A 23,095-nucleotide genomic window follows, 5' to 3' on the forward strand; every position below is an offset into this window, starting at 1 on the left:
CGGTGGCGGCGCGGTGCCGGGCGGAGCCGGGGCGAGGCTCTCCGGTGGCCCGCGGCGCCCGTGCGGTGCCCCGTGCGCCTCCGGCGAGCTCGTCCGGCTCCGGTACCCGCATGCTCGTATGGGTGTCCCGGTTGGAGTCCGGGGCGGCTCCCGGCACCAGCGGCACGGCGCCCCGCCGCGGTGCGCTCGGCCGTGGCGCGGCGGACGGCTCGCTCTGGCCGCCGCCCTCGTACGCGCCCGCGTCGTACGGGTCACGCGACGGGGACTCCGGGTCGCCGTCCTCCGCGTCGGGCGAGTCGACGTCGAGCGGCCCCATGCCCGCCACCAGCGGCAGCTGGTCCCGCAGCCGCGCGGCCAGCTCGGACGCCCGCAGCCGGGACGCCGGGGCCTTGGCCAGGCACTGCACGATCAGCTGCCACAGTTCGTCGGGGATGCCGGGCAGCGGCACCACCGCCTCCGTGACGTGGCGGCGCAGCACCGCGCCGGGATGACCGCCGCCGAACGGCGTGAACCCGGCCAGCAGCTCGTACAGGACGGTCGCCAGCGCGTAGATGTCGACGGCGGCCCGCGGCGGCAGCCCTTCGATGATCTCCGGTGCGAGGTAGTCCGGTGTGCCGATGACCTTCGTCGCGCGCGTGCGGCGCGGCGAGTCGACGAGTTTGGCGACGCCGAAGTCGGTGAGCAGCGCGGGGTGGGCGCCGCCGGGTCCGAGCGGGCCCGCCATGTCCAGCAGGACGTTCTCCGGCTTCACGTCCCGGTGCACGATCCCGGCCGCGTGCGCGGCGGCGAGGCCGTCCGCGATGTCCGCGGCGATGGCGACCGCGGCCTCCGGGGCGAGTCGGCGCTCCCGCTCCAGCCGGGTGCGCAGGTCGGTGCCGCGTACCAGCTCCATGACCAGCGCGAGGTCGGTGCCGTCGACGACCAGGTCGACCACGCCGACCACGCGCGGGTGGTCGAGGCTCAGCAGTGCGGTGCGCTCCTGGACGAAGCGCCCGACGAGTTCCTGGTCGGACGCGAGGTCCTCGCGCAGGAGCTTGATCGCGACGGGGCCCTCGGGCCCCTCGCCCAGCCACACCGTGCCCGCCGAGCCGCGCCCCAGGATCTGGTGGGCGGTGTACCGGCTGCCGATTTTCCGTGCCAAGACTGCTCCTACTGACGCGTGTTGCCGACAAAGCTACGCGGCTTGACGGTCAACCTCCGCTTCAGCGGGAGAAATCACCCTGTGGATGTCGACAAATCCCCTAGGTCGTGACTCTTCGTCGGCGTTTAGCCGCTGATGGCCGTGACCCAGTCGTAGACGCTGGAGGTCCAGTCCGAGAGCTGCTGCCAGTAGCTCTTGCCCTCGCCGATCCAGCCCTGCAGCGGGGTGAACTCCCAGACCAGCCAGCCGACCACGAACAGCATGACGACCATGAAGAGACAGCCCTTGAGGCAGCCCAGGCCGGGGATGCGCATGGGGTTGGCGCTGCGGCGGCGCGGCTCACGGGGCTGCCGGGGCTGCTGGGGCGCGGGCTGCTGCGGGGGCGCGTAGTGCTGGGGCTGGGGCTGGGGTTGCGGCGCGGGGGCGTACCGCTGGGAGTGCTGTTGCTGTGGGGGGTACGGCTGAGGCTGCTGGTGCTGCGGTGGGTACTGCTGGCGCTGCGGCCGCTGGTACTGGGGCTGCGGTTGTTGGCGTTGCGGCTGCTGGTGCTGCGGCTGGGGCTGGTGCTGGGGCTGTTGGTGCTGCGGTGGCTGGTTGCGGGAGACCTGGCGCTGTGGGCGGCGGCGCAGGGGGTCCTGCTCCGGGTCCAGGTACTGGATCTGGGTCTGCTCACCGCGGTCGCGGGCCGCCCGCATCTGGCTCTGCCAGGGGTGCGGGTCGTCCGACTGCGGCGCTCCTTCGGGGTCCTGCGGCACCGGCGGCAGCACCGCGGTCGGGTCGGCCGCGGCACTGCCGTGCGGCAGTACGGAGGTGGGGTCCGCGTCGCCCCCGGTGTGCGGCAGGACTTGGGTGGGGTCGGCTGCGCCCGGCGGGTCCTGGACCGCGGCGGGCGCCGGGTCGGGCGCGAGCAGGGCGCCGACGCCCGCGGCGGCCGCGTACTGCGCGGGGCTGGCTCCCGCGCTGACGCCCTCGGCGACGACCCGCAACCCGCGCGCCAGGTTCTGGGCGCTCGGCCGTTCCTCCGGCTTCTTGCGCAGACAGCGTTCGATGACCGTCCACAGCGGCTCCGGCACGCCCGCGGGGCACCGCACGTCCTCGCTGAGGTGGCGGTGCAGCACCTCGAGCGCGGTGCCGCCGGAGAACGGCGGACGGCCGGTGACCAGCTCGTACAGCAGGATGCCCGCGCCGTAGACGTCGACCGCGGAGGTCTGCGGGCGGCCTTCGGCCGACTCCGGCGCGACGTACGCGGGCGTGCCGACGAACTCGTGGGTGCGGGTCAGGCCGGGCGAGTCGGCGAGGCGCGCGATGCCGAAGTCGGTGAGCATCGGGTGCATCTGCTCGCCGTCGTCCTGGAGCAGGACGTTGGCGGGCTTGAGGTCGCGGTGGACCACGCCGTCGGCGTGGCTGGCGGCGAGCGCGTCGGCGATCTGGGCGGTGAGCAGGGACGCCGCGACCGGGGTCATCGGGCCGTTGTCGCGGAGGTAGTAGTGCAGGTCGGGGCCCTCGACCAGGTCCATCACCAGGGCGAGGAGGTCGCCCTCGACGACCAGGTCGCGAGTGCGCACGATGTTCGGGTGGGTCAGACGGAGCAGAACGGAGCGCTCCCGCAGGAAGCGCATCACGACGTCCGCGTCGTTCGCCAGCTCCTCCTTGAGCACCTTGATCGCGACCGTCTCGCCGGGCTGGCCCGCGACGGCCGCCTCGGCGCCCGCGGCCTCCCGCTGGCGGGCACGCCAGACGGTGCCCGTGGCGCCGCGCCCGAGCGGCTCCTCTAGGAGGTACTTGCTGCCTACCGGCCGCACGTCATGTGCTCCCTGATCGGTCTGCTGATCCCGTGGTCTCACGGTCCACTGTAATGGGGGCTTCTGACACCCCGGTCGGCCGCGACCGGTCACACCGGACCGGCGTTCGATGGGAAGACGCACGACCGGGGCAGATGGTTGCCGGAGCGGCGCGGGGTGCGGCCGCGGCCGCGAGACCGGCCCCGGTCGGGCGCAAAGACAGCAGTCGCTGGGCGTGTTGTCAGTGGTGGATGCGAGGATGCACCACAGCACGGAGCCATGCCGTGTGCGGTGGGGGGATGCGTGACATGGGCGGTCTCCCTGCCGGGCACCCGCGCAGAAGGGACCGCTGACGGCGATGCAGATCCGGCTGACCGTCCTCGGGCCGCAGAGCGGCCGCACCGCCCGCGCCTTCGATGTGCGCGCCTGCGACGTGCTGGTCACCGCACCGGCCGGGACCGCGCTCGCCGCGGTGGCCTCCGGCCTGGCCAAGGCGGTCGGCGGCACGGACGGGGCGGCGCAGCTCTACGCCGGTTCGGAGCGGCTCGACCCGCAGCGCTGTGTGCTGGGCGAGCCCCCGCTGACCGACGGCGCCGTGCTCGCGCTGCACTCCCCCGCGGAGCCCGCCGCCCCGTCCGACGGTGCGGCCGCCCGGCTCCATGTCGTCGCGGGTCCTGACGCGGGCGGGGTCCATCTGCTGCACGGCGGCCGGGTCACGATCGGCCGCTCCGCCGACGCCGACGTACCGCTGGACGACCCCGACGTCTCGCGGCTGCACTGCGCGGTGGCGGTCGGCGACGACGGCCGGGTCAGCGTCGCCGACCTGGACTCCACGAACGGCACCACGGTCGACGGCAGGCCGGTCGGCAGCAGGCCGGTGCGGTTCTCGCCGGGGGCGCTGCTGCGGATCGGCGAGTCCACGCTGCGCCTGACGGCCGCCGACGCGGAGGGCGCCCTGCCGACGTCGGTGGACGGTGAGGGCCATCTCCGCGTGACCCCCGCGTCGGCCTCGCTCCCGGCGCGGGGAGACACCCCGGCCGCCACCCGTGCGGCCGGGGACACCCGGCACGGGTACGGCTCGGCGGACTGGGCGGTGCGGTCCGACGAGGCCGTCCACAGCCGCGGTGACCTGTCCGACGCGGGCGGCTGGGAGCACGGCGGCGCCCAGGCCGCCAGCGGGGCCGCGCGCGGTCGGCCCGACGCTCAGGCCCGTACTGCCGACCTCCCTGCTACCGACCTCCCTGGCGACACAGGGGGCGCAGGGGACGCAGGGGACACAGGGAGCGCAGGGGGTGCAGACGGCCTTGGGCGCACCGACCGCCTGGGGCGCGGCGCGCCCGAGGCGCACGCCCCCGCGCATGCCTCCACGGACGGTTCCGGCGGCGAAACGGACGGCCACCAGCACGACGGGCCTGGGGGGTCCGGCCGGGTCGGGACGCCCGCGCGGGGTACGACCGTTCCCCGGCAGGTCCGCAGGCGCGGCGGGCTCGGCGCCTGGGCCAGGCGGCTGACCGGGGCGCGCGACGAGGCGCCGTCGGCCCCGGCCGAGCCCCTGGCACGGGCGGCCGCCGCCGAGGCCGCAGCGCCGGACCCCTGGCCCGACCCCTCGGCCCTGCTGCTGACCGCGCTCGGCCCCGGACCCCGGCTCTGGGAGCGCGACCGGGCGCACCCGGAGGCGCTGGCCGTACGCCTGGGCACCACGGAGCGAGCCGCCCCGGACGGCGCGGGACCGCTGCCCGTCGTCCCCGTGACGGTCGGGCTGCGGGAGGCGGGTTCCCTGGGGCTCGCGGGGCCGCGTACCCGCCTGGCCGGTCTGGCCCGCTCGGCCGTCGCCCAGCTCGCCGCGCTGCACGCCCCGACGGACCTGGAGATCGTGCTGCTCAGCACGGACCGCGGCCGTGGTCTCGACGAGCGCACCGCCGACTGGTCCTGGCTCGGCTGGCTGCCGCATCTCCGTCCGGGGCACGGCCAGGACTGCAGGCTGCTGCTCGCCTACGACCGCGAACAGGCCGCCGCGCGCACCGATGAGCTGCTCCGTCGCCTCGACGAACACCTCCAGGACGGCCCCGGCGACCAGCACGGCGACGGCGACACGACACGTACGGGCACGCGTACGAGCGCGAGCCCCGCCACCGTCACCGTCACCGCCGGCACGGGCACCGGTGCCGGCACCGGCACCGGCACCCCGGCGTACGCAGGCCCGTACGCGGTGCTGATCGTGGACGGTGATCCGGGTTCCGCGGGCCTGCGGGAGGCCGTCGCGCGACTCGCCGCCGAGGGCGCGGGCGCGGGGATCCACGTCGTCTGCCTCGCCGAGACCGCCGCGGCCTCACCCGCGTCCCCGGTCACCGCCACCTACGAGGCGGCCTGCGCCGCGTCGCCCGCCTTCCGCGCGTGCGGCGCCGTGGCCCTGCTGTGCGGTGACGTGGCGACGACCCTGCGCCTGCTGCGCACCTCGCGGGGGCGGCCCGTCGGACACGGCACGGTCGCCTCGGTGGACGCGGTGTCCGTGGCCTGGGCCGAGCGGTTCGCGCGCGCCCTGGCCCCGCTGCGTACGGCGGAGCCCGGCGACCCGCGCAGCCAGGTGTCCGTCCCGCTGCCGCGAGCCGCCCGGCTGCTGGACGAGTTGGGCCTCGCCAGAGCCACCCCGGCGTCCCTGATGGCCCGTTGGGCGGCGGCCGCGGACGACCCGCAGGCGACGGGCGGCCGTGCCCAGGCCGTGCTGGGCGCGGGTCCACGCGGCCCGGTCTGCGCCGACCTGGTGACCATGGGCCCCCATCTGCTGATCGACGGCCCGGCGGGCAGCGGCCGTACGGAGCTGCTGCGCTCGGCCGCCGCCGCGCTGGCGTCCGGCGACCGGCCGGACCGGCTGGCCCTCGTCCTGGTCGACGGGGCGGGCTCCGGGCGCGGGGACGGGCTGCGGGCCTGCACGGACCTGCCGCATGTCACCACACACCTGACGGCCGACGACCCGGTACGGATGCGGGAGTTCGCCCAGGCGCTGACCTCCGAGCTGAAACGACGCGCCGAACTGCTCGCCGGACTCGGCTTCGCCGAGTGGCATACCCAGCGGACCGTGGCGGCCCGCATGGTCGCCCAGCGCTCCGGGGCGGTCGGCGACGGCACGGACCGCCGCGCCGCCCCGCGCCCGGCCCGCACCACCGCCTCAGCCGCCACCAGCGCCGCCACCGCCAGCGCGACGCCCCCGGCCAGCGCCGCCGCCCGGCCCGGCGCCACGCCCCCCGGCGCCACGACCGCCGCCAGCGCCACCACCCCGCCGGGCACCGCGGCCGCCGCCCCGCCAGGCGTCTCGGCCGCCGGAGACCTGGACTCGCCCGGCAGCGCGACCCTCAAGCTGCGCCCCGGCGCCAGGGGCGCGCGAGGCGAGACCGCCGGGCCGCCGCCGCTCCCCCGCCTGGTCGTCCTGGTCGACGACATCGACGCCCTCGTCGCGCCCGCGCTCGGCTCCACCGGCCGCCCGGCCGCCGGGTCCGTGGTCCGCGCCCTGGAGGCCGTCGTACAGGGCGCCGAGCGGCTCGGCGTGCACCTGGTGGCGGCCACCGCGCACCCGGACCGCATCGCCGCCACGGGCTTCGCCAGGGAGGCCGCCCTGCGCGTCACCCTGGACGCGCCGTCGGCGGCCCCCGAGGACCCGGCTCCGGGTCGCGGCCGCCTGTACGCGACGGCGGACGGCCGCACCACCCCGTTCCAGGCGGGCCGTGTCACCGGCCGCATCCCACGCACCTCGACGCTGCGCCCGACCGCCGTACCGCTGGAGTGGGAGCGGATGGGCGATCCGCCCGCCCGCCGCCCGGTCCGCGAACTGGGCAACGGCCCCACCGATCTGGCCCTGTTGGGCAGCGCTCTGGAGCGGGCGGCCCGCTCTCTCCCGTAGGCGCTCTTTCCCATAGGCGCTATTGCGGCCCTTCCCGCTCGGGCGTAGACCAGTGCGCACGGGACAGGGCTCAGGGGAGAGAACGGGGCAGTGATGCGCACAACTCTTCGTACAGGCAAGCTCGTTGTGTCACTCGTGGCCGTCGGCGCACTCGCGCTCACCGCGTGCGGCGACGGCGGCGACGATCCGGGCGGCACGGGCGGCAACGGCGGCAACGGCGGCAACGGCGGCGACAAGGACAAGAACGCCGGAGCCTCCGTCCAGCTCCCCCAACTGAAGGGCCAGAAGATCGAGGTCGCCGCGGTCTGGTCAGGCCCCGAGCAAGAGAACTTCAAGAAGGTGCTCTCGGAGTTCGAGAAGCGCACCGGCGCGACGGTCACCTTCGTTCCGGCCCAGGACCCGATCATCAACTTCCTCGGCTCGAAGATCACCGGCGGCGACCCGCCCGACGTGGCGATGCTTCCACAGCCGGGCGCGATCGCCCAGGCCGTCGAGAAGAAGTGGGCCAAGCCGGTCGGCGCCGAAGCGCGGTCCCAGCTGGACGAGAACTACGCACAGGGCTGGAAGGACATCGGCGCGGTCGACGGCGAGCAGTACGGCGTGTACTTCAAGGCCGCCAACAAGTCCCTGGTCTGGTACAACAACACGGCCTTCGAGAACGCCGGGGCCACCGAGCCGAAGACCTGGGACGCGCTGATGACCCAGGCCCAGACGATCTACGACTCCGGGGTCACCCCCTTCTCGGTCGCGGGCGCCGACGGCTGGACCCTCACCGACTGGTTCGAGAACGTCTACCTCTCCCAGGCGGGCCCGCGGAAGTACGACCAGCTGGCCCGGCACGAGATCAAGTGGACGGACCCCTCCGTGAAGGAGGCGCTGACCACGCTCGCCGAGCTCTTCGGCAACAAGGACTATCTGGCCGGCGGCCAGGACGGCGCTCTGCAGACCGAGTTCCCGGCGTCGGTCACCCAGACCTTCACCGGCGGCGACCAGCCCAAGGCCGCGATGGTCTTCGAGGGCGACTTCGTGGCCGTCAACATCGGCCAGACCGACGCCGAGATCGGCACGGACGCCAAGGTCTTCCCGTTCCCCGCGGTCGGCGCCGACGCGCCGGTGGTGACCGGCGGCGACGCCGCGGTGGCGCTGACGGACTCGCCGGGCGCCCAGGCGCTGCTGACGTTCCTGGCCTCGACCGACGCGGCCGAGATCTGGGCGAAGCAGGGCGGCTTCGTCTCGCCCAACAAGGAGATGGACCCGGCCGCGTACCCGAACGACGTGCTGCGCGGCATCGGCGAGGCCCTGGTGGCGTCGGGCGACGACTTCCGCTTCGACATGTCGGACCAGATGCCCCAGGCGTTCGGCGGCACGCCCGGCAAGGGCATGTGGAAGGCCCTCCAGGACTTCCTGAAGAACCCGGAGGACGTCGCGGGCGCCCAGCGCCAGCTGGAGTCGGACGCCGCCAAGGCGTACCGGAACTGACGCCGCGATGACATCGGCCGCCCCGTCCGGGGACGCGGTCCCGCCCGCGCCCCCGGACCCTCGTCACCGCAGCCACAGCCACAGCCGCAGCCGCAGCCGCAGCCGTGTGACAGGTACCCGCAAAGTGGTGGTGGCGCTCTTTCTGCTGCCCGCGCTGGTGCTGCTGGGCGCGCTCGTGCTCTACCCGATCGGATACTCGCTGGTCCGCAGCCTCTTCGACCAGGCGGGCGACAGCTTCACCGGCCTGGACAGCTACCAGGAGGTGTTCCGCGAGGACTCCACCAGGACCGCGCTGAAGAACACCGTGATCTGGGCGGTGGCGGCTCCGGTCATCGCCACCACGCTCGGCCTGGTCTTCGCCGTGCTCACCGAACGGGTCCGCTGGGGTACGGCGTTCAAGCTGGTCGTCTTCATGCCGATGGCGATCTCGATGCTCGCGTCGGGGATCATCTTCCGGCTGGTGTACGAGCAGGACCCGGAGCGCGGGGTTGCCAACGCGGTGCTGGTGGGCGTCCATGACACGTTCGCCGACGCGTCCGCGTTCCCCAAGGCCCATCCGGGGCGTAAGTCACCGCTCGTCGCCGAGGACGGCGGCGGCTTCGTCACCCGCGAGCCCGTACGGGCGGGCGAGCCGGTGCTGCTGCCGCTGGTCGGGGTCGCGCCGGACAAGATGCCCGCGGGCGCGCGGAAGGCCGCGCCCGCCGACGCCTCCACCGGCACTGACGCCTCTACCGGCACCGGCACCGGCACCGGCACCGAGAAGGTCACCGGCACCACCTGGCAGGACTTCACCCGAGGCAAGGGCGTCGGAACGCTGAACGGCATCGACGCGGACGAGCTCGGCTATCCGGGCATGCGGATCGAGGCGGTCAAGGGCGGCAGGGTGGTGGACTCCGCACACGCCGGATCCGACGGCACGTTCACGCTCTCCAGCGCGGCCGACGGCGCACGGCTCCGGCTGCCCGAGAGCAACTTCCGCGAGCCCTACAACGGCGCCAGCTGGCTCGGTCCGACGCTGGTCACCCCGGCGATCATCGGCAGCTACCTGTGGATCTGGTCCGGCTTCGCGATGGTCCTGATCGCCGCTGGCCTGGCGAGCGTGCCACGCGAACTCCTGGAGGCGGCACGGGTGGACGGCGCGGGCGAGTGGCAGGTCTTCCGCCGGATCACGGTGCCGGTGCTCACCCCCGTACTCGCCGTCGTCCTGGTCACTCTGATGATCAACGTGATGAAGATCTTCGACCTGGTCTTCATCATCGCGCCCGGCTCCTCGCGCGACGACGCGAACGTCCTGGCGCTGGAGCTCTACGACCAGGCCTTCGCCAAGGGGCGGCCCGACGTCGCGAGCGCCATCGCGATCATCCTGCTGCTCCTGGTCGTCCCGGTCATGATCTTCAATATGCGTCGGCTGCGGCGGGAGGCCAAGCGATGAAGCCGTCACTCGCCGCCCGGCTCGCCGCCCGCACCGGCGGCGGCGTGGTGCGGCTCTTCCTGATCCTGGTGGGCCTGTTCTGGCTGCTGCCGACCTTCGGCCTGCTGCTGTCCTCGCTGCGCGCCCCCGAGGACATCGCCGCGAGCGGCTGGTGGAAGGTCTTCACGGAGCCCTCACAGCTCACCGCCGACAGCTACCAGCGCCTGCTGGAGAACGAGGCCGTCACGGACTCCCTGCTGAACACGGTGCTGATCACCGTTCCGGCCACGGCCCTGGTGGTGCTGCTCGGCGCGCTCGCGGGCTACGCCTTCGCCTGGATGGAGTTTCCGGGCCGGGACTGGTGGTTCCTGGCCGTCGTCGGGCTGCTCGTGGTGCCGGTCCAGGTGGCGCTGGTGCCGATCGCCGGGCTGTTCGGCGACATCGGCCTGTTCGGCTCGGTGCCGGGCGTGGTGCTGTTCCATGCGGCGTTCGGACTGCCCTTCGCGATCTTCCTGCTGCGCAACTTCTTCGCGGAGATCCCGCGCGAGCTGCTGGAGGCCGCGCGCCTGGACGGCGCCGGTGAGCTGCGACTGTTCGCGCGGGTCGTGCTGCCGCTCGGCGGCCCCGCGATCGCCGCGCTCGGCATCTTCCAGTTCCTGTGGGTGTGGAACGACATGCTGGTCGCGCTGGTCTTCGCCAAACCCGAGAACCAGCCGATCACGGTCGCCCTGCAGACCCAGGTACGGCAGTTCGGCAACAACATCGACATCCTGGGGCCCGGCGCGTTCGTCTCCATGGTGGTCCCCCTGATCGTGTTCTTCGCCTTCCAGCGGCAGTTCGTCTCGGGAGTGATGGCGGGCGCGGTGAAGTAGGGCATTACCAAAGATAACCAGCCTTAACAGCTAATATCCGATTTATGAAGAGTGTTCCGTCTGAGCGGCCACGGGTGTGCGTCGTCGTGATCGGCTACAACGACGCGGCCCATGTGGCCGACGCGGTGCACTCGGCGCTCGCTCAGGGCCCGGCCGTGAGCGAGGTGATCGCCGTCGACGACTGCTCGACGGACGGCAGCCCCGAGCTGCTGCGGCAGCTCGCCGCCGTGCACCCGCGGCTGCGGGTCGTCTCCCGGACGGTGAACAGCGGCGGCTGCGGCACCCCGCGCAACGACGGCGTCGACGCCTGCTCGGCGCCGTATCTGATGTTCCTGGACAGCGACGACGTGCTGCCGCCCGGCTCGGTCGACGCGCTGCTCACCGCCACCGCCGAGCACGGCGCCGAGGTCACGTCCGGGCTGTGCGTACGCCGCGAGCTCCCGTCCGGGCGCGAAGTGCCCTGGCAGCCGGAGCTGTACGACACGCCCACGGTCGTGGAGCGGCCCGCCGACCGGCCGGGGCTCGTCTACGACACGCTCTGCGTCAACAAGCTCTACCGGACTGACTTCCTGCGCTCCCACTCCCTTCGCTTCCCGGACGGCCCGGTCGTCTACGAGGACTTCGTCTTCACCGCGCGCGTACTCGCCGCCGCCCCGCGCGTCGCCCTGGTCACGGCCCCGGTCTACGTCTGGCAGGTTCGCCGCGCGGCCGCCCGGCCGTCCCTCTCCCTCGACCGCGCGGGCATCGCCAACTGGCGCGCCCGGCTGGACGCCCACCGCCAGGCCGCGGAGATCCTCCGGGGCGCCGGCGAGAAGCGGCTCGCCCGTGCGGCCCAGGTCAAGTTCCTGGAGCACTGCGTGCGGATGTACGTACGCGAGCTGCCCACCCGCGACCCCGCGTACCAGCGCGAGTGGTGGCGCCTCACGCGCGCGTACCTGCGGACCTTCGACGAGGCCGACCTGGAGTCGGCCCCGGCGCCCGGCCGGACCGTCGGCCGGGTGCTGCTCGCCTCGCCGGAGCCGGTCGACCTGGACCGGCTGCGGCAGCTCGCCGCCCGCCCGGCCCGGCTGACGCCCCCGTACGCGCGGGCCGCCGACGCCACCCCGATCTGGTCCGACGCGCTCCCCAGCGTCACCCTGGAGCATCTGCTGGTGCACCCGATGCGGCGGCTGCCGCTCGCGGTCGACGCGGAACTGCGGCCACGCGCGCGCAGATCCGTACTGACGCTGCGCCTGCACGAGTTGTACGGACGGGTGGCGGCGGCGGGACCCGCCACGGTCGACATCGAGCTCCGGGCCCGCGACGGCGGGCACCCGCCGCTGCGGCACACCGCGACCTGGTCCACCAGCGCGCCGAGCGGCCCGGACGCCGCCTGGACCGCCCAACTGACGCTCGACCTGGGCGCCCTGGCATCCGGCGCCTGGGACCTGCGCCTGTGGACGCGGTTCGCGGACGGCTCGGTGCGCGACAGCACGGCGCGCGCGGTTCCGGGGCCCGGCCTGCTGCGCCGCCGCGCGCTGCCGAGCCTTCGGCACGGCGCCCTGCTCGTCCACCCGTACGCGACCCACTCGGGGAATCTCGCGGTGCGGCTCGCGCCCGGTGCGCGAGGCGTCGTGGGCGTACTGCGGCGCAGGACGCGGAGACTGCTGGGCACCGCCGGCTGACCTGGAACCCTTCGACCGCACCACACGTTGCACGGCACAAGACACCACGACGAGCAGCACAGCGAACAGCACGACGAACAGACGGAACAGGGTGACCATGACCTGGCTGATCACCGGCGGCGCCGGCTACATCGGTGCGCACGTCGTCCGCGCCATGACCGAGGCCGGCGAGCGAACGGTCGTCTACGACGACGTGTCCAGCGGCGTCGCCGAGCGCGTCCCCGACGATGTGCCGCTCGTCCGGGGCTCGGTCCTGGACCGGGAGCGCCTCGACCGCGTGATCGGCGAACACCAGATCACCGGCGTGATCCACCTCGCGGCGAAGAAGCAGGTCGGCGAGTCCGTCGAACTGCCGCTGCGCTACTACCACGAGAACGTCGAGGGCCTCAGAACCCTGCTCGCCGCCGTGGTGGCCGGCGGGGTGCCGTCCTTCGTCTTCTCCTCGTCGGCCGCGGTCTACGGCATGCCGGACACCCCGTCGGGCCTGGTCACCGAGGACACCCCGACCGTCCCGATGAGCCCGTACGGCGAGACCAAGCTCGCGGGCGAGTGGCTGGTGCGCGCGGCCGGCCGGGCGCACGGCCTGGCCACCGCCTCACTGCGGTACTTCAACGTCGCGGGCGCGGCGTCTCCCGAACTGGCCGACACCGGGGCCTTCAACATCGTGCCCATGGTCTTCGAGAAGCTCACCGAGCGCGCCGCCCCCCGGATCTTCGGCGACGACTATCCGACCCCGGACGGCACCTGCGTCCGCGACTACATCCATGTGAGCGACCTCGCCGACGCCCATGTGGCCGCGGCCCGCAAGCTCGCCACGACACCGGGCCACGATCTGACGGTCAACATCGGCCGCGGCGAGGGCGTCTCGGTCCGCGAGCTGATCGACCTGATCAGCGACGTCACCGGCCATCGCATCGCACCCAAGGTCACCGAGCGCCGCCCCGGCGACCCGGCGATGGTGGTCGCCGCCGCGGACCGGATCGCGGCGGAGCTGGGCTGGAAGGCGAAGCACGGCATGCGCGACATGATCACCTCGGCATGGGAAGGCTGGGTCCGCCTGCACCCCGAGGCCGCCCGCGACTGACCCGATACGGACATTCCTCCAACAACTCACCAAAGGCGCCTTATAGACTAAAAGCATTGCCAGGCCGACGAAGGAGCGCCCTGACTCATGCCCAAGCTCAGCGTGATCGTGTCCGGCCGCGACCTCCAGGGCCATCTGCGCGAGTGCCTGCGGAGCATCGCCGACCAGTCCTACGGCGACCTGGAAGTGATCATCGCCGTGGGCGGCGACAGCTCCCGCGCGCTCGCCGAGTCCCAGACCGCCAGCGACCCCCGCTTCACCACGCTGCCGCTGCCCGACGGCACCACCCCGGTGGCCGCCCGCCGCCGGGGGGCGGCCGCCGCCACCGGCGACTGGCTGCACTTCCTGGATGCCAAGGACAGCCTCCCCGCAGGCGCCACGGCGGTCATCGCCCAGCGCCTGGACGAGTACGAGGACCAGGACGAGAACGAGGACCACGGCGCCGAAGCCCCCGACGTGCTGGTCTTCGACCACGTACGCGCCTACTGGTGGGACCCCGCCCGCCCCAGCCTCGACACCAAGGTGCTCGCCGAGCCGGGCCGCGCCGCCCGCGCCCCGGCCGACTGCCCGGCGCTGCTGGAACTCGCGCCCCTGCTCGGCAACCGCGTCCTGCGCGCCGGTTTCCTGCGTGAGCACGCCGAACCGCTCACCGCGGGCGACACCCTCCACTTCGCCTACGCCACGCTGCTGCTCGCCGACCGCGTCGCCTGCCTGGACCACGTCGCCCTGAACGACCGTCAGCTGCGCCGCGCCAGCCTCCCGCCGCCCACACCCGAAGAGCGCTTCGCGCCCTTCACCGCGTACGAGGAACTCCACGAGCTGGCCGCGGCGCGCCAGGCGCCGCCAGCGCTGCGCACCGCGCTCTACGAGCGGATGGTCGGCGACTATCTGCGCGTCATCGCCAGGCCGGGAGAGCTGCCCGCCGACCTCGCCCCCGCGTACTTCCACCGCGCGTCCGAGCACGCGAACCGCTTCCGCCCCGACGGCTACCAGCGGCCCGAAGGGCTCGACGGCGTACGCCAAAGCCTCCTGGAACACGACCAGTACACCCGGTACAAGGTGCTCCAGGCCGCCAACGCCAAGCGGCGCACGGTGCGGTCGAACCTCGCCGCCCGCAAGCGCGGACTGCGGGCCAAGGTCCGCGACCACCGCTACCGCAGAGCCCTGTCCCGGCCCGTCCACCCGGAGCTGGCGCTGTTCTCCGCGTACTGGGACCGCGGCGTCGCCTGCAACCCGGCCGCCATCGCCGCGAAGCTGCGCGAACTGGCCCCGCGGGTCCATCCGGTGTGGGTGGTGAGCCGGGACCGGGCGGCGCTGCTGCCGCCGGGAACGGACCACGTCGTTCCGGGCACGCCCCGCTATCTGGAGGCGCTGGGCCGGGCCAGGTTCCTGGTCAACAACGTCAACTTCCCCAATCTCCTGGTGAAGCGGGACGACCAGGTGTTCGTACAGACCCACCACGGCACCCCGCTCAAGCGCATGGGCCTGGACCAGCGGGAATTCCCCGCCGCCGCCAAGGGCCTCAACTTCCGCGCCCTGCTGGCCCGCGTCGACAACTGGGACTACAGCCTCTCCGCGAACAGCCACTCCACGCGGACCTGGGAGCGCGCCTACCCCTCGCACTACACCCCGCTGGACTACGGCTATCCGCGCAACGACGTCTTCTACCGCGCCGACGCCGCCCATATCCGGGCCGTCCGCGAACGGCTCGGCATCGCCCCCGGCAAGACGGCGATCCTCTACGCCCCGACCCACCGCGACTACGAGGCGGGCTGGACCCCGCGCCTGGACCTCGCGCGGCTGAGCGCCGACCTCGGCGACGACACCGTCCTGCTGGTGCGCGGCCACTACTTCTACGGCGGCGACGCGTCCCCGCTGACCCGGCTGCGGCACAGCGGACGCGTCATCGACGTCTCCGCGTACGACCCGGTCGAGGACCTCCAGCTCGCCGCCGACGCGCTCGTCACGGACTACTCGTCGATCATGTTCGACTACGCCAATCTGGACCGCCCGATCGTCGTCTACGCCGACGACTGGGAGACCTACACCAAGGCCCGCGGCGTCTACTTCGACCTGCTGGCCCAGGCTCCGGGCCAGGTCGCCCGCGACCAGGACGAGCTGACCGGGATCTTCGCCTCGGGCGCCTGGCGAGACGAGACGGCGGCCAAGCTGCGCGCCGCCTTCCGCCACCGCTTCTGCGACTTCGACGACGGGCGGGCCGCCGAGCGCGTGGTGCGCCGCGTCTTCCTCGGCGAGAGCGCGGACGACCTCCCGCCGATCGTGCCCGTCGACGACCGTACGCCCGCACCGACCCCAGAAGAGGCCGCCCGCTGATGAGCAGCACCACCCCGGACGTCACCGTCACCGTGATCGTCTTCAACGACGCCGAGCGGCTGCCGCGCGCGGTGGCCTCGCTGCGGCGCCAGACCCACCGCGACATCGAGATCATCATCAGCGACGACTGCTCCACCGACCGCACCCCCGAGGTGGCGCGGGCCCTGGCGGCCGAGGACGCGCGCATCCGCTATCTGCGGCTCCCGGAGAACAGCGGCGGTTGCAGCGCCCCGCGCAACCGCGCCATGGAGCTGGCCCGCGCCCCGTATCTGATGTTCCTCGACAGCGACGACGAACTCCCCGAGAACGCCTGCGCGCTGCTGCTCGCCGCGCACCGCGAGCAGCGCGTCGACTTCGCCATGGGCCAGGTCGAGCGGGTCCGCGTCGACACCGGCGCCCGCTCGGTCTGGATGCCGGACCTGGTCGCCGAGCGGCGCACGGTGCCGGGCATCGAGGCCGAGCCGCGGCTGCTGTTCGAGCACCTGTCCACCAGCAAGATGTACACGCGCGCGTTCCTCGACCGGCACGCGCTGCGCTTCCCCGAGGGCATCCACTACGAGGACCAGCTGTTCTCGGCGCAGGCGTACTGCCTGGCCGAGGCGTTCACGATCGTCCCGGAGCCGGTCTACCGCTGGTACATCGAGCCGTACGCGGCCGCCGACGCCGCCTCCATCTCCAACCAGCGGCACCGGATCGCCAATGTCCGAGACCGTATTCACGTCCAGCGGCTGATCGACGCCTTCCTGGCGGAGAGCGGCCACAGCGCGATCCGCGAGGACAAGGACCACAAGTTCCTCAAGCACGACTTCCGGATGTACGCGGGCGATCTGCCGTTCCGCGACGAGGCCTGGCTGCGGGAGTTCGCCGACACCGTCAACCCGTACCTCGCCGAACTCTCCCCCGGCGCCTACGCCCGCCTGCCGCGTGCCGAGCGCGTGACGCTCGCCCTGCTGCGCGAGGGGCGGCTGTCCGAGGCGGCGCTCGCCGCCCGCGGCATGGGCCACGGCGTCGCCCCGCGCGAGACGGTCACCGACGCCGACGGCCGCGTCTACTGGGGCGACCGGCTGCCCGACTCCGACCAGGGCCGCCGCGAACTCGACCTCACCGGCGAGGCCCTGGACACCCGGCCGTTCGCGACCGCCCTGTTCCGCCACGAGATCACCCGCGTCGCCCCCGGCCCCGGCGCGGCCGTCGAGCTGGCCGTCCGCACCTACGATCCGGGGCTGCGACTCGCCGTCGGCCCGCACCGGGCCGCGCTGCATCTCGCCCCCGCGGGCCGTCGGCACACCACGCACTTCCGTATCGACCCGGTGCGCCCCGGCGTCTTCGAGGGCACGGTCCGCCTCGACCTGGCCGCGGTCAGGCTGCCCGCGTACGGCTTCGACGGTGTGCGCCACCCGGTCCTGGAACTGACGCAGCAGCGCCAGCGCAACAGCGGCCTGCTGCTCGCCCCGCTCGACTTCACCCCGCTGACCGCCGTGCGCCACGCCCACCGGATCACCGTCGAGCCCGAGGGTCACGGCTCCGGACGGCTCCAGGTGCGCTGGTCGCCCACCGGCCGGGTACTCAGAGCCGTACGCCCGGCCGCCAGACGCGTCGGCGCCCTGCGCAAGGCGGCGAAACTGGTGGCCGCGCTGGCACGCTAGGTGTGCTGCCCGCGGAGGTCGGTTCAGCGGTGATCCGCGCCAGGGAAGCGGTCCGCGTCACGCGGGAAGACCCAGGTCCGGTAGACGAGGAAGCGGAGCGCGGAGGCGAGCAGGATGGCGAGCGCCTTGGCGATGTTCGAGCCGAGCGGGCCGTCCAGGCCCAGGCCGTGGTACGCGACCGAGAACAGCCCGCTCTCGACGGCGACGCCGATCCCGCTGAAGGCGAAGAACAGCGTGATCTGCCGCGCGGTGCGCGTGGACCGGTCCCGGTAGGCGAAGAACCGGAACCCGAGGTAGTTGGTGCCGATGGCGACACAGCCGGCGGCGACGGTGGCGGTGACCGGCCGCAGGCCGAGGCCGTACAGCAGCACGTTGAAGACGAGGAAGTTGACGCCGACCCCGCTGCCGCCGACGATGCCGAACTTGGCGACCTCCGCGCACAGCCGCCACAGCCGAGCCCGTCGGACGCGCCCCGGCCGCGGGGCCCCCGGCGGGGGCGGTGCGGGCGCGGGCACCCGGACCGCGGCGGTGGGCACGCGGGAACCACGGGAGGCCGCGGGCAGCGTGCTCGTCAGGCGACTCATTCCGGAAACTTTAGCCCTTATATCCGATTTTCTACGTATTGCCCGATGGTGCTCCCGTGAAATGCACCCGGACGCGAAACGCCCCGGCCGGCGAACCGACCGGGGCGCTCGTCAGCACCGCCGTCGCGCGTCCGACACGCGTCCGACACGCGTCAGCCGTACGTCAGCCCGTGCGTCAGCCGTGCGTACGCAGCAGCGTCCGCATGGTCCGCATCGCCACCGACAGGTTCGCCAGGTCGAACGCGTCCGAGCCCCGGATCTCGTCCAGCGTCGTCTTCGCGCGCCCCAGGATCGCGGCGTTGCGCTCCTCCCAGGCCTTGAAGCGCTGTTCCGGCGTGGCCGAACCGTCGCCCGCCGCCAGCACGTCCGAGGTGAGCGCCGCATGGGCCGCGTACAGGTCCTCACGGATCGCCGCGCGCGCCATCGACTGCCAGCGGTCGGTCCGCGGCAGCGCGCTGATGCGGTCCATCAGCTGGGTGATCTGCAGCCGGTCGGCCAGGTCGTAGTAGACCTCGGCGACATCGACCGGGTCCCTGCCCACCCGCTCGCCGATCAGCACGACGTCCAGCGCCGGGAAGGCCGACGAGAACCCGGCGACCCGCTGCGCCAGCTCGTCCGGCACCCCGGCGGCCGCCAGCTCGTCCCGGATCTGCTGGTACCACTCCAGGTCGGCGCCCCGCACCAGCTTCGGCAGCTCGGACCAGACCCGGCTGACGCCCGCGCTGAAGAAGCCGATGGTCTCGGCCAGGTCCAGCGGCTGCGGCCGGTTGTTGAGCAGCCAGCGGGTGCCGCGCTCCACCAGGCGGCGCGAGTGCAGCCTGATCCGGGTCTGCACATCGGCCGCGACCCTGTTGTCCAACGCCTCGACCGCGTCCCACACCTCGCCGAGTCCGAAGATCTCGCGGGCCGCGGTGTGCGCCCGTACGACCTCTTCGAGTGAGGCGCCGGTCTCCTCGCGCATCCGGTGCAGGAAGCTCGTGCCGCCGGTGTTCACGGTGTCGTTGACCAGCACCGTGGTGACGATCTGGCGGCGCAGCGCGTGCGCGTCGATCTGGTCGATGAACCGTTCGCGCAGCTGCGTGGGGAAGTACGCGTGCAGCAGGCGCTGCAGATACGGGTCGTCCGGCAGTCCGGTGGCGAACAGCTCCTCGGAGACGGTGATCTTCGTGTACGCCAGCAGGACCGCGGTCTCCGGCTGGGTCAGCCCGCGGCCGTTGTTCAGCCGCTCCCGGATCTGCCGCTCGCTGGGCAGGAACTCCAGGGCCCGGTCCAGGTGGCCGTCGCGCACCAGGCGGCGCATGAAGCGCTGCTGGGCGTGCAGCATGCTGGCGGACTGGGCGCCGGCGAGGGCGAGCGCGGTGTTCTGCGCGTAGTTGTTGCGCAGCACCAGGGCGCCGACCTCGTCGGTCATCTCGGCGAGCAGCTTGTTGCGCTGCTTGACCGTCATGTCGCCGTCGGCCACCACCGCGTTGAGCAGGATCTTGATGTTCACCTCGTGGTCGGAGGTGTCCACGCCCGCGCTGTTGTCGATCGCGTCGTTGTTCACCCGGCCGCCCGCGCGCGCGAACTCGATCCGGCCGAGCTGGGTCAGGCCCAGGTTGCCGCCCTCTCCGACGACCTTGACCCGCAGGTCCTGGCCGTCGACCCGGATGGCGTCGTTCGCCTTGTCGCCGACGTCCGCGTCGGACTCGGTGCCCGACTTCACGTACGTCCCGATGCCGCCGTTCCACAGCAGGTCGACCGGCGCCTTGAGGACGGCCTTCATCAGGTCGGCGGGCGTCAGCTTGGCGACCGCGGAGTCGATGCCGAGCGCTTCCCGGATCTGCCCGTTGAGCGGGATCGACTTGGCGCTGCGCGGGAAGACGCCGCCGCCCGCGGAGAGCAGGTCCTTGTCGTAGTCGGCCCAGCTGGAGCGCGGCAGCTCGAACAGGCGGCGGCGCTCGGCGTACGAGGTCGCCGCGTCCGGGTTCGGGTCGATGAAGATGTGCCGGTGGTCGAAGGCGGCGACCAGCCGGATGTGCTCACTGAGCAGCATGCCGTTGCCGAACACGTCCCCGGACATGTCGCCGACGCCGACCACCGTGAAGTCCTGGGTCTGGGTGTCGTGGCCCAGCTCGCGGAAGTGCCGCTTGACGGACTCCCAGGCGCCGCGGGCGGTGATGCCCATGCCCTTGTGGTCGTAGCCGGCGGAGCCGCCGGAGGCGAAGGCGTCGCCCAGCCAGAAGTTGTAGTCGCCCGCCACCTCGTTGGCGATGTCCGAGAACGTCGCGGTGCCCTTGTCGGCGGCGACCACCAGGTAGGTGTCGTCCTCGTCGTGGCGCACCACGTCGGCGGGCGGCACGACCTCGCCCGCCACCAGGTTGTCGGTGATGTCGAGCAGCGCCGAGATGAAGGTGCGGTAGCTGGCGATGCCCTCGTCCAGCCAGGCGTCGCGGTCCCTGGCCGGGTCGGGCAGCTGCTTGGCGACGAAGCCGCCCTTGGCGCCGACCGGCACGATGACGGTGTTCTTGACCTCCTGCGCCTTGACCAGGCCGAGGATCTCGGTACGGAAGTCCTCACGGCGGTCGGACCAGCGCAGGCCGCCGCGCGCAACCTTGCCGAAGCGCAGATGGACGCCCTCGACGCGCGGCGAGTACACCCAGATCTCGAACGCGGGCCGGGGCGCCGGCAGATCCGGGATGGCCTGCGGATCGAACTTCATCGACACATACGGGTGCGGCCTGCCGCCCTCGCCCTCCTGCCCCCTCTTGTCGCTTCCCTCGCTGACGCTCTGGAAGAAGTTGGTCCGCAGGGTGGCCTTGATGACCGTGAGGAAGGACCGGAGGATGCGGTCCTCGTCCAGCGAGGCCACCTCGTCGAGCGCGCCCGCCAGCTCCTCGAGGAGTCCGTCGATCAGCTCGGTGCCCGCACGCTGCCGGTCCGGCGACATCCGGGCCTCGAACAGGTGCACGAGCAGCCGGGTGGTGTGGACGTTCGTCCGGAGGGTCTCCTCCATGTACGCCTGGCTGAAGGTCGACCCGGCCTGGCGCAGGTACTTGGCGTACGCCCGCAGCACCATCGCCTGCCGCCAGCCGAGACCGGCGCCCAGCACCAGGGCGTTGAAGCCGTCGTTCTCGGCCTGCCCCGTCCAGACGGCGGCGAAGGCCTCCTGGAACCGCTCGCGGGCGTCGCCCGCGAGGTGCTCGCCGTCCGTCTCCGGCATGCGGAGCCCGAAGTCGTAGATCCACGCGGGTTCGCGGTCGGTGGTCCGCAGCTCGTACGGACGCTCGTCGACGACCTCACAGCCCAGCCGCTGCAGCACCGGAAGCACGGCCGACAGCGAGACCTGGGTCCCCTGACGGTAGATCTTGAAGCGGCGCTCGCCGGGTCCGGCGCCCACCGGCTCGTACAGCGACAGCGCGAAGTCCCGCTCCCCCTCGCTGAGCTGCTCCAGGTGGACCAGGTCGGCGACGGCCCCGCGCGGGGTGTGGTCGGCCTTGTAGCCCTCGGGGATGGCGCCCGCGTACCGGCGCAGCAGCTCGGCAGCGCGCTCCTCGCCCAGCTCGGCGTTGAGCGCCTCGCCGAAGCCGTCGGCCCAGGAGCGGGAGGCCTCGACCAGGCGGGCCTCGATGCGCTCGGTGTCGGCGGCGGTGAGCGCGGGCAGCTCGGTGCCCGGCGGGACCCGGACGACGAAGTGCAGCCGGGAGAGGATCGACTCGGTGTTCCAGGCGGTGAAGTCGACGTTGGTGCCGCCGAGCTCCTCCTTGAGGATGTCGATCAGCCGCAGCCGTACGCCGGTGGTGTAGCGGTCGCGCGGCAGGTAGATCAGGGCGGAGTAGTAGCGCCCGTACTCGTCCTTGCGCAGGTACAGCCGCAGACGGCGGCGCTCCTGGAGGTACAGGACGCTGGTCACGGTGGCGCGCAGCTCGTCCACCGGGGTCTGGAAGAGCTCGTCGCGCGGGTAGGTCTCGAGGATCTGCAGCAGGTCGCGGCCGTCGTGGCTGTTGGGCGAGAAGCCCGCCTGCTCCAGGACCTCGGCGACCTTACGGCGGATGACCGGCACCCGGCGCACCGACTCGGTGTACGCGGCCGACGAGAACAGCCCGAGGAAGCGCCGCTCACCCACCACGTTGCCCTTGGCGTCGAACTTCTTCACGCCGACGTAGTCGAGGTAGCTGGGGCGGTGCACGGTGGCCCGGCTGTTCGCCTTGGTGAGCACCAGGAGCTTGTGCTCGCGGGCCTTGGCGCGGGCGTCGGCCGGCAGCCGGTTGAAGGACGGGCTGACCGGGTGGCCGTGCGGGTCCTCGCGGCTGTGCTGCGGGTCGGAGCGCAGGATGCCGAGACCGGTGCCGGGCACGGCGCCGAGCGAGTCGTCCTCGTTGAGGTGATACTCGCGGTAGCCCAGGAAGGTGAAGTGGTCGTCGGCGAGCCAGCGCAGCAGCTCGCGGGCCTCCTCGACCTCGCGGTCGCGCAGGTCGTCGGCGGTGGGCTCGCTGGCCAGGTCGTCGGCGATGCGCAGCGCGGCCTCGCGCATCTTGCCCCAGTCCTCGACGGCCTCGCGCACGTCGGACAGCACCCGCTGCAGATCGGCGGTGATCTGCTTGAGGTCGGCGCGGTCGGTCTCGCGGTCGATCTCCACATGGATCCAGGACTCGACCAGCGCGTCGTGGGCGTCGGTCTGGCCGGGCAGGACCTCGATCAGCTTGCCGGTGACGTCACGGCGCACGAAGACCTGCGGGTGGATCACCACATGGATGCCGCGGCCCTGCCGGGACAGCTCGTTGGTGACCGAGTCGACCAGGAACGGCATGTCGTCGGTGACCACCTCGACGACGGAGTGGCTGCAGGTCCAGCCGTTCTCCTCCACGGTCGGGGTGTGGACGCGCACATTGGCCGTGCCCTGCGGGCGGTTCTCGGCCAGCCGGTAGTGCGAGAGCGCGGCGCCGAAGACGTCGACCGGGTCGCGGTCGGTCAGGTCCTCGGGGGCGGTGTGCAGGTAGTAGCGCTGGAGGTACGTACGGATCGTGTCCTGGTCCGGACGCTCCCCGTCTTTGGCCCCCGTCGGAAGTTGCCCCCCGACCGGGCTGTTCTCAGCAACCCGGGCGGCCCGATCGAGCAGCTCGGCCTTGGCTTCGTCCAGCTTGGTCTGCATGTCCTCTGGCTCCTGTCGCGCGCCGTTGCGTGACGTAGAAGTAGGTGGCGTAGCGCCGCGACGCGGGATGCCC

General features: G+C 73.0%; 12 protein-coding genes. 8 read left to right on the top strand and 4 right to left on the bottom strand.

Features of this window, described 5'->3' with window-relative positions; translation table 11 throughout:
- Together ACX6XY_RS25170 and ACX6XY_RS25175 are read right to left on the bottom strand one after the other, a co-directional pair.
- Nucleotides 1-1,141: serine/threonine-protein kinase (locus ACX6XY_RS25170; RefSeq protein ID WP_460335110.1), on the bottom strand; the 1,141-nt coding region annotated here is incomplete at its 3' end.
- Nucleotides 1,142-1,266: 125 nt separating this feature from the next.
- Nucleotides 1,267-2,943, bottom strand: a complete 1,677-nt coding sequence (locus ACX6XY_RS25175; protein WP_460335113.1) for a serine/threonine-protein kinase — start codon at nt 2,941-2,943, stop codon at nt 1,267-1,269.
- A gap of 337 nt (nt 2,944-3,280) precedes the next feature.
- On the opposite strand from ACX6XY_RS25175, the gene ACX6XY_RS25180 reads away from it, so the two are divergent.
- The 8 genes from ACX6XY_RS25180 to ACX6XY_RS25215 all read left to right on the top strand — a co-directional run bounded on the left by ACX6XY_RS25180 (nt 3,281) and on the right by ACX6XY_RS25215 (nt 17,307).
- A complete protein-coding gene (locus tag ACX6XY_RS25180; protein WP_460335116.1) occupies nt 3,281-6,817 on the top strand; it encodes an FHA domain-containing protein in 3,537 nt (1,178 codons plus the stop codon).
- Nucleotides 6,818-6,910: 93 nt separating this feature from the next.
- Nucleotides 6,911-8,296, top strand: coding sequence for an ABC transporter substrate-binding protein (locus ACX6XY_RS25185; RefSeq protein WP_460335119.1), 1,386 nt, complete (start codon nt 6,911-6,913; stop codon nt 8,294-8,296).
- A 7-nt stretch (nt 8,297-8,303) separates the two neighbouring features.
- Nucleotides 8,304-9,728, top strand: a complete 1,425-nt coding sequence (locus tag ACX6XY_RS25190) for a carbohydrate ABC transporter permease (RefSeq protein ID WP_460335122.1) — start codon at nt 8,304-8,306, stop codon at nt 9,726-9,728.
- Nucleotides 9,725-10,579, top strand: a complete 855-nt coding sequence (locus ACX6XY_RS25195) for a carbohydrate ABC transporter permease (RefSeq protein WP_460335125.1) — start codon at nt 9,725-9,727, stop codon at nt 10,577-10,579. The genes ACX6XY_RS25190 and ACX6XY_RS25195 overlap by 4 nt, the downstream gene beginning before the upstream one ends.
- A gap of 44 nt (nt 10,580-10,623) precedes the next feature.
- On the top strand, nt 10,624-12,243 hold the full coding sequence (locus ACX6XY_RS25200) for a glycosyltransferase family 2 protein (RefSeq protein WP_460335128.1): 1,620 nt from the start codon (nt 10,624-10,626) through the stop codon (nt 12,241-12,243).
- Between the two features lie 97 nt (nt 12,244-12,340).
- Nucleotides 12,341-13,327 (top strand): UDP-glucose 4-epimerase GalE, encoded by a 987-nt coding sequence (galE, locus tag ACX6XY_RS25205; RefSeq protein WP_460335131.1) that lies wholly within the window; start codon nt 12,341-12,343, stop codon nt 13,325-13,327.
- Nucleotides 13,328-13,414: 87 nt separating this feature from the next.
- Nucleotides 13,415-15,661, top strand: a complete 2,247-nt coding sequence (locus tag ACX6XY_RS25210) for a bifunctional glycosyltransferase/CDP-glycerol:glycerophosphate glycerophosphotransferase (RefSeq protein ID WP_460335134.1) — start codon at nt 13,415-13,417, stop codon at nt 15,659-15,661.
- Complete coding sequence (locus tag ACX6XY_RS25215; RefSeq protein WP_460335137.1) at nt 15,661-17,307, top strand: glycosyltransferase family 2 protein; 1,647 nt, start codon at nt 15,661-15,663, stop codon at nt 17,305-17,307. Before ACX6XY_RS25210 ends, ACX6XY_RS25215 begins: the two co-directional genes overlap by 1 nt.
- A gap of 23 nt (nt 17,308-17,330) precedes the next feature.
- On the opposite strand, the gene ACX6XY_RS25220 is transcribed toward ACX6XY_RS25215, so the two are convergent.
- Nucleotides 17,331-17,891 carry a GtrA family protein gene (locus ACX6XY_RS25220; RefSeq protein ID WP_460335140.1) on the bottom strand — a complete coding sequence of 187 codons (561 nt, stop codon included), beginning with the start codon at nt 17,889-17,891 and terminating at the stop codon, nt 17,331-17,333.
- A gap of 175 nt (nt 17,892-18,066) precedes the next feature.
- Nucleotides 18,067-23,022 (bottom strand): NAD-glutamate dehydrogenase, encoded by a 4,956-nt coding sequence (locus ACX6XY_RS25225; RefSeq protein ID WP_460335143.1) that lies wholly within the window; start codon nt 23,020-23,022, stop codon nt 18,067-18,069.
- Between the last annotated feature and the right edge of the window lie 73 nt (nt 23,023-23,095).

Source organism: Streptomyces sp. O3 (assembly GCF_054788135.1).

What these genes read in the sequence shown, in the direction of transcription:
- ACX6XY_RS25225 (WP_460335143.1), bottom strand. Translation starts at nt 23,022, where the DNA reads ATGCAGACCAAGCTGGACGAAGCCAAGGCCGAGCTGCTCGATCGGGCC.
- ACX6XY_RS25185 (WP_460335119.1), top strand. Translation starts at nt 6,911, where the DNA reads ATGCGCACAACTCTTCGTACAGGCAAGCTCGTTGTGTCACTCGTGGCC.
- ACX6XY_RS25195 (WP_460335125.1), top strand. Translation starts at nt 9,725, where the DNA reads ATGAAGCCGTCACTCGCCGCCCGGCTCGCCGCCCGCACCGGCGGCGGC.
- ACX6XY_RS25180 (WP_460335116.1), top strand. Translation starts at nt 3,281, where the DNA reads ATGCAGATCCGGCTGACCGTCCTCGGGCCGCAGAGCGGCCGCACCGCC.
- ACX6XY_RS25210 (WP_460335134.1), top strand. Translation starts at nt 13,415, where the DNA reads ATGCCCAAGCTCAGCGTGATCGTGTCCGGCCGCGACCTCCAGGGCCAT.
- ACX6XY_RS25215 (WP_460335137.1), top strand. Translation starts at nt 15,661, where the DNA reads ATGAGCAGCACCACCCCGGACGTCACCGTCACCGTGATCGTCTTCAAC.
- ACX6XY_RS25200 (WP_460335128.1), top strand. Translation starts at nt 10,624, where the DNA reads ATGAAGAGTGTTCCGTCTGAGCGGCCACGGGTGTGCGTCGTCGTGATC.
- ACX6XY_RS25190 (WP_460335122.1), top strand. Translation starts at nt 8,304, where the DNA reads ATGACATCGGCCGCCCCGTCCGGGGACGCGGTCCCGCCCGCGCCCCCG.
- galE (WP_460335131.1), top strand. Translation starts at nt 12,341, where the DNA reads ATGACCTGGCTGATCACCGGCGGCGCCGGCTACATCGGTGCGCACGTC.
- ACX6XY_RS25220 (WP_460335140.1), bottom strand. Translation starts at nt 17,891, where the DNA reads ATGAGTCGCCTGACGAGCACGCTGCCCGCGGCCTCCCGTGGTTCCCGC.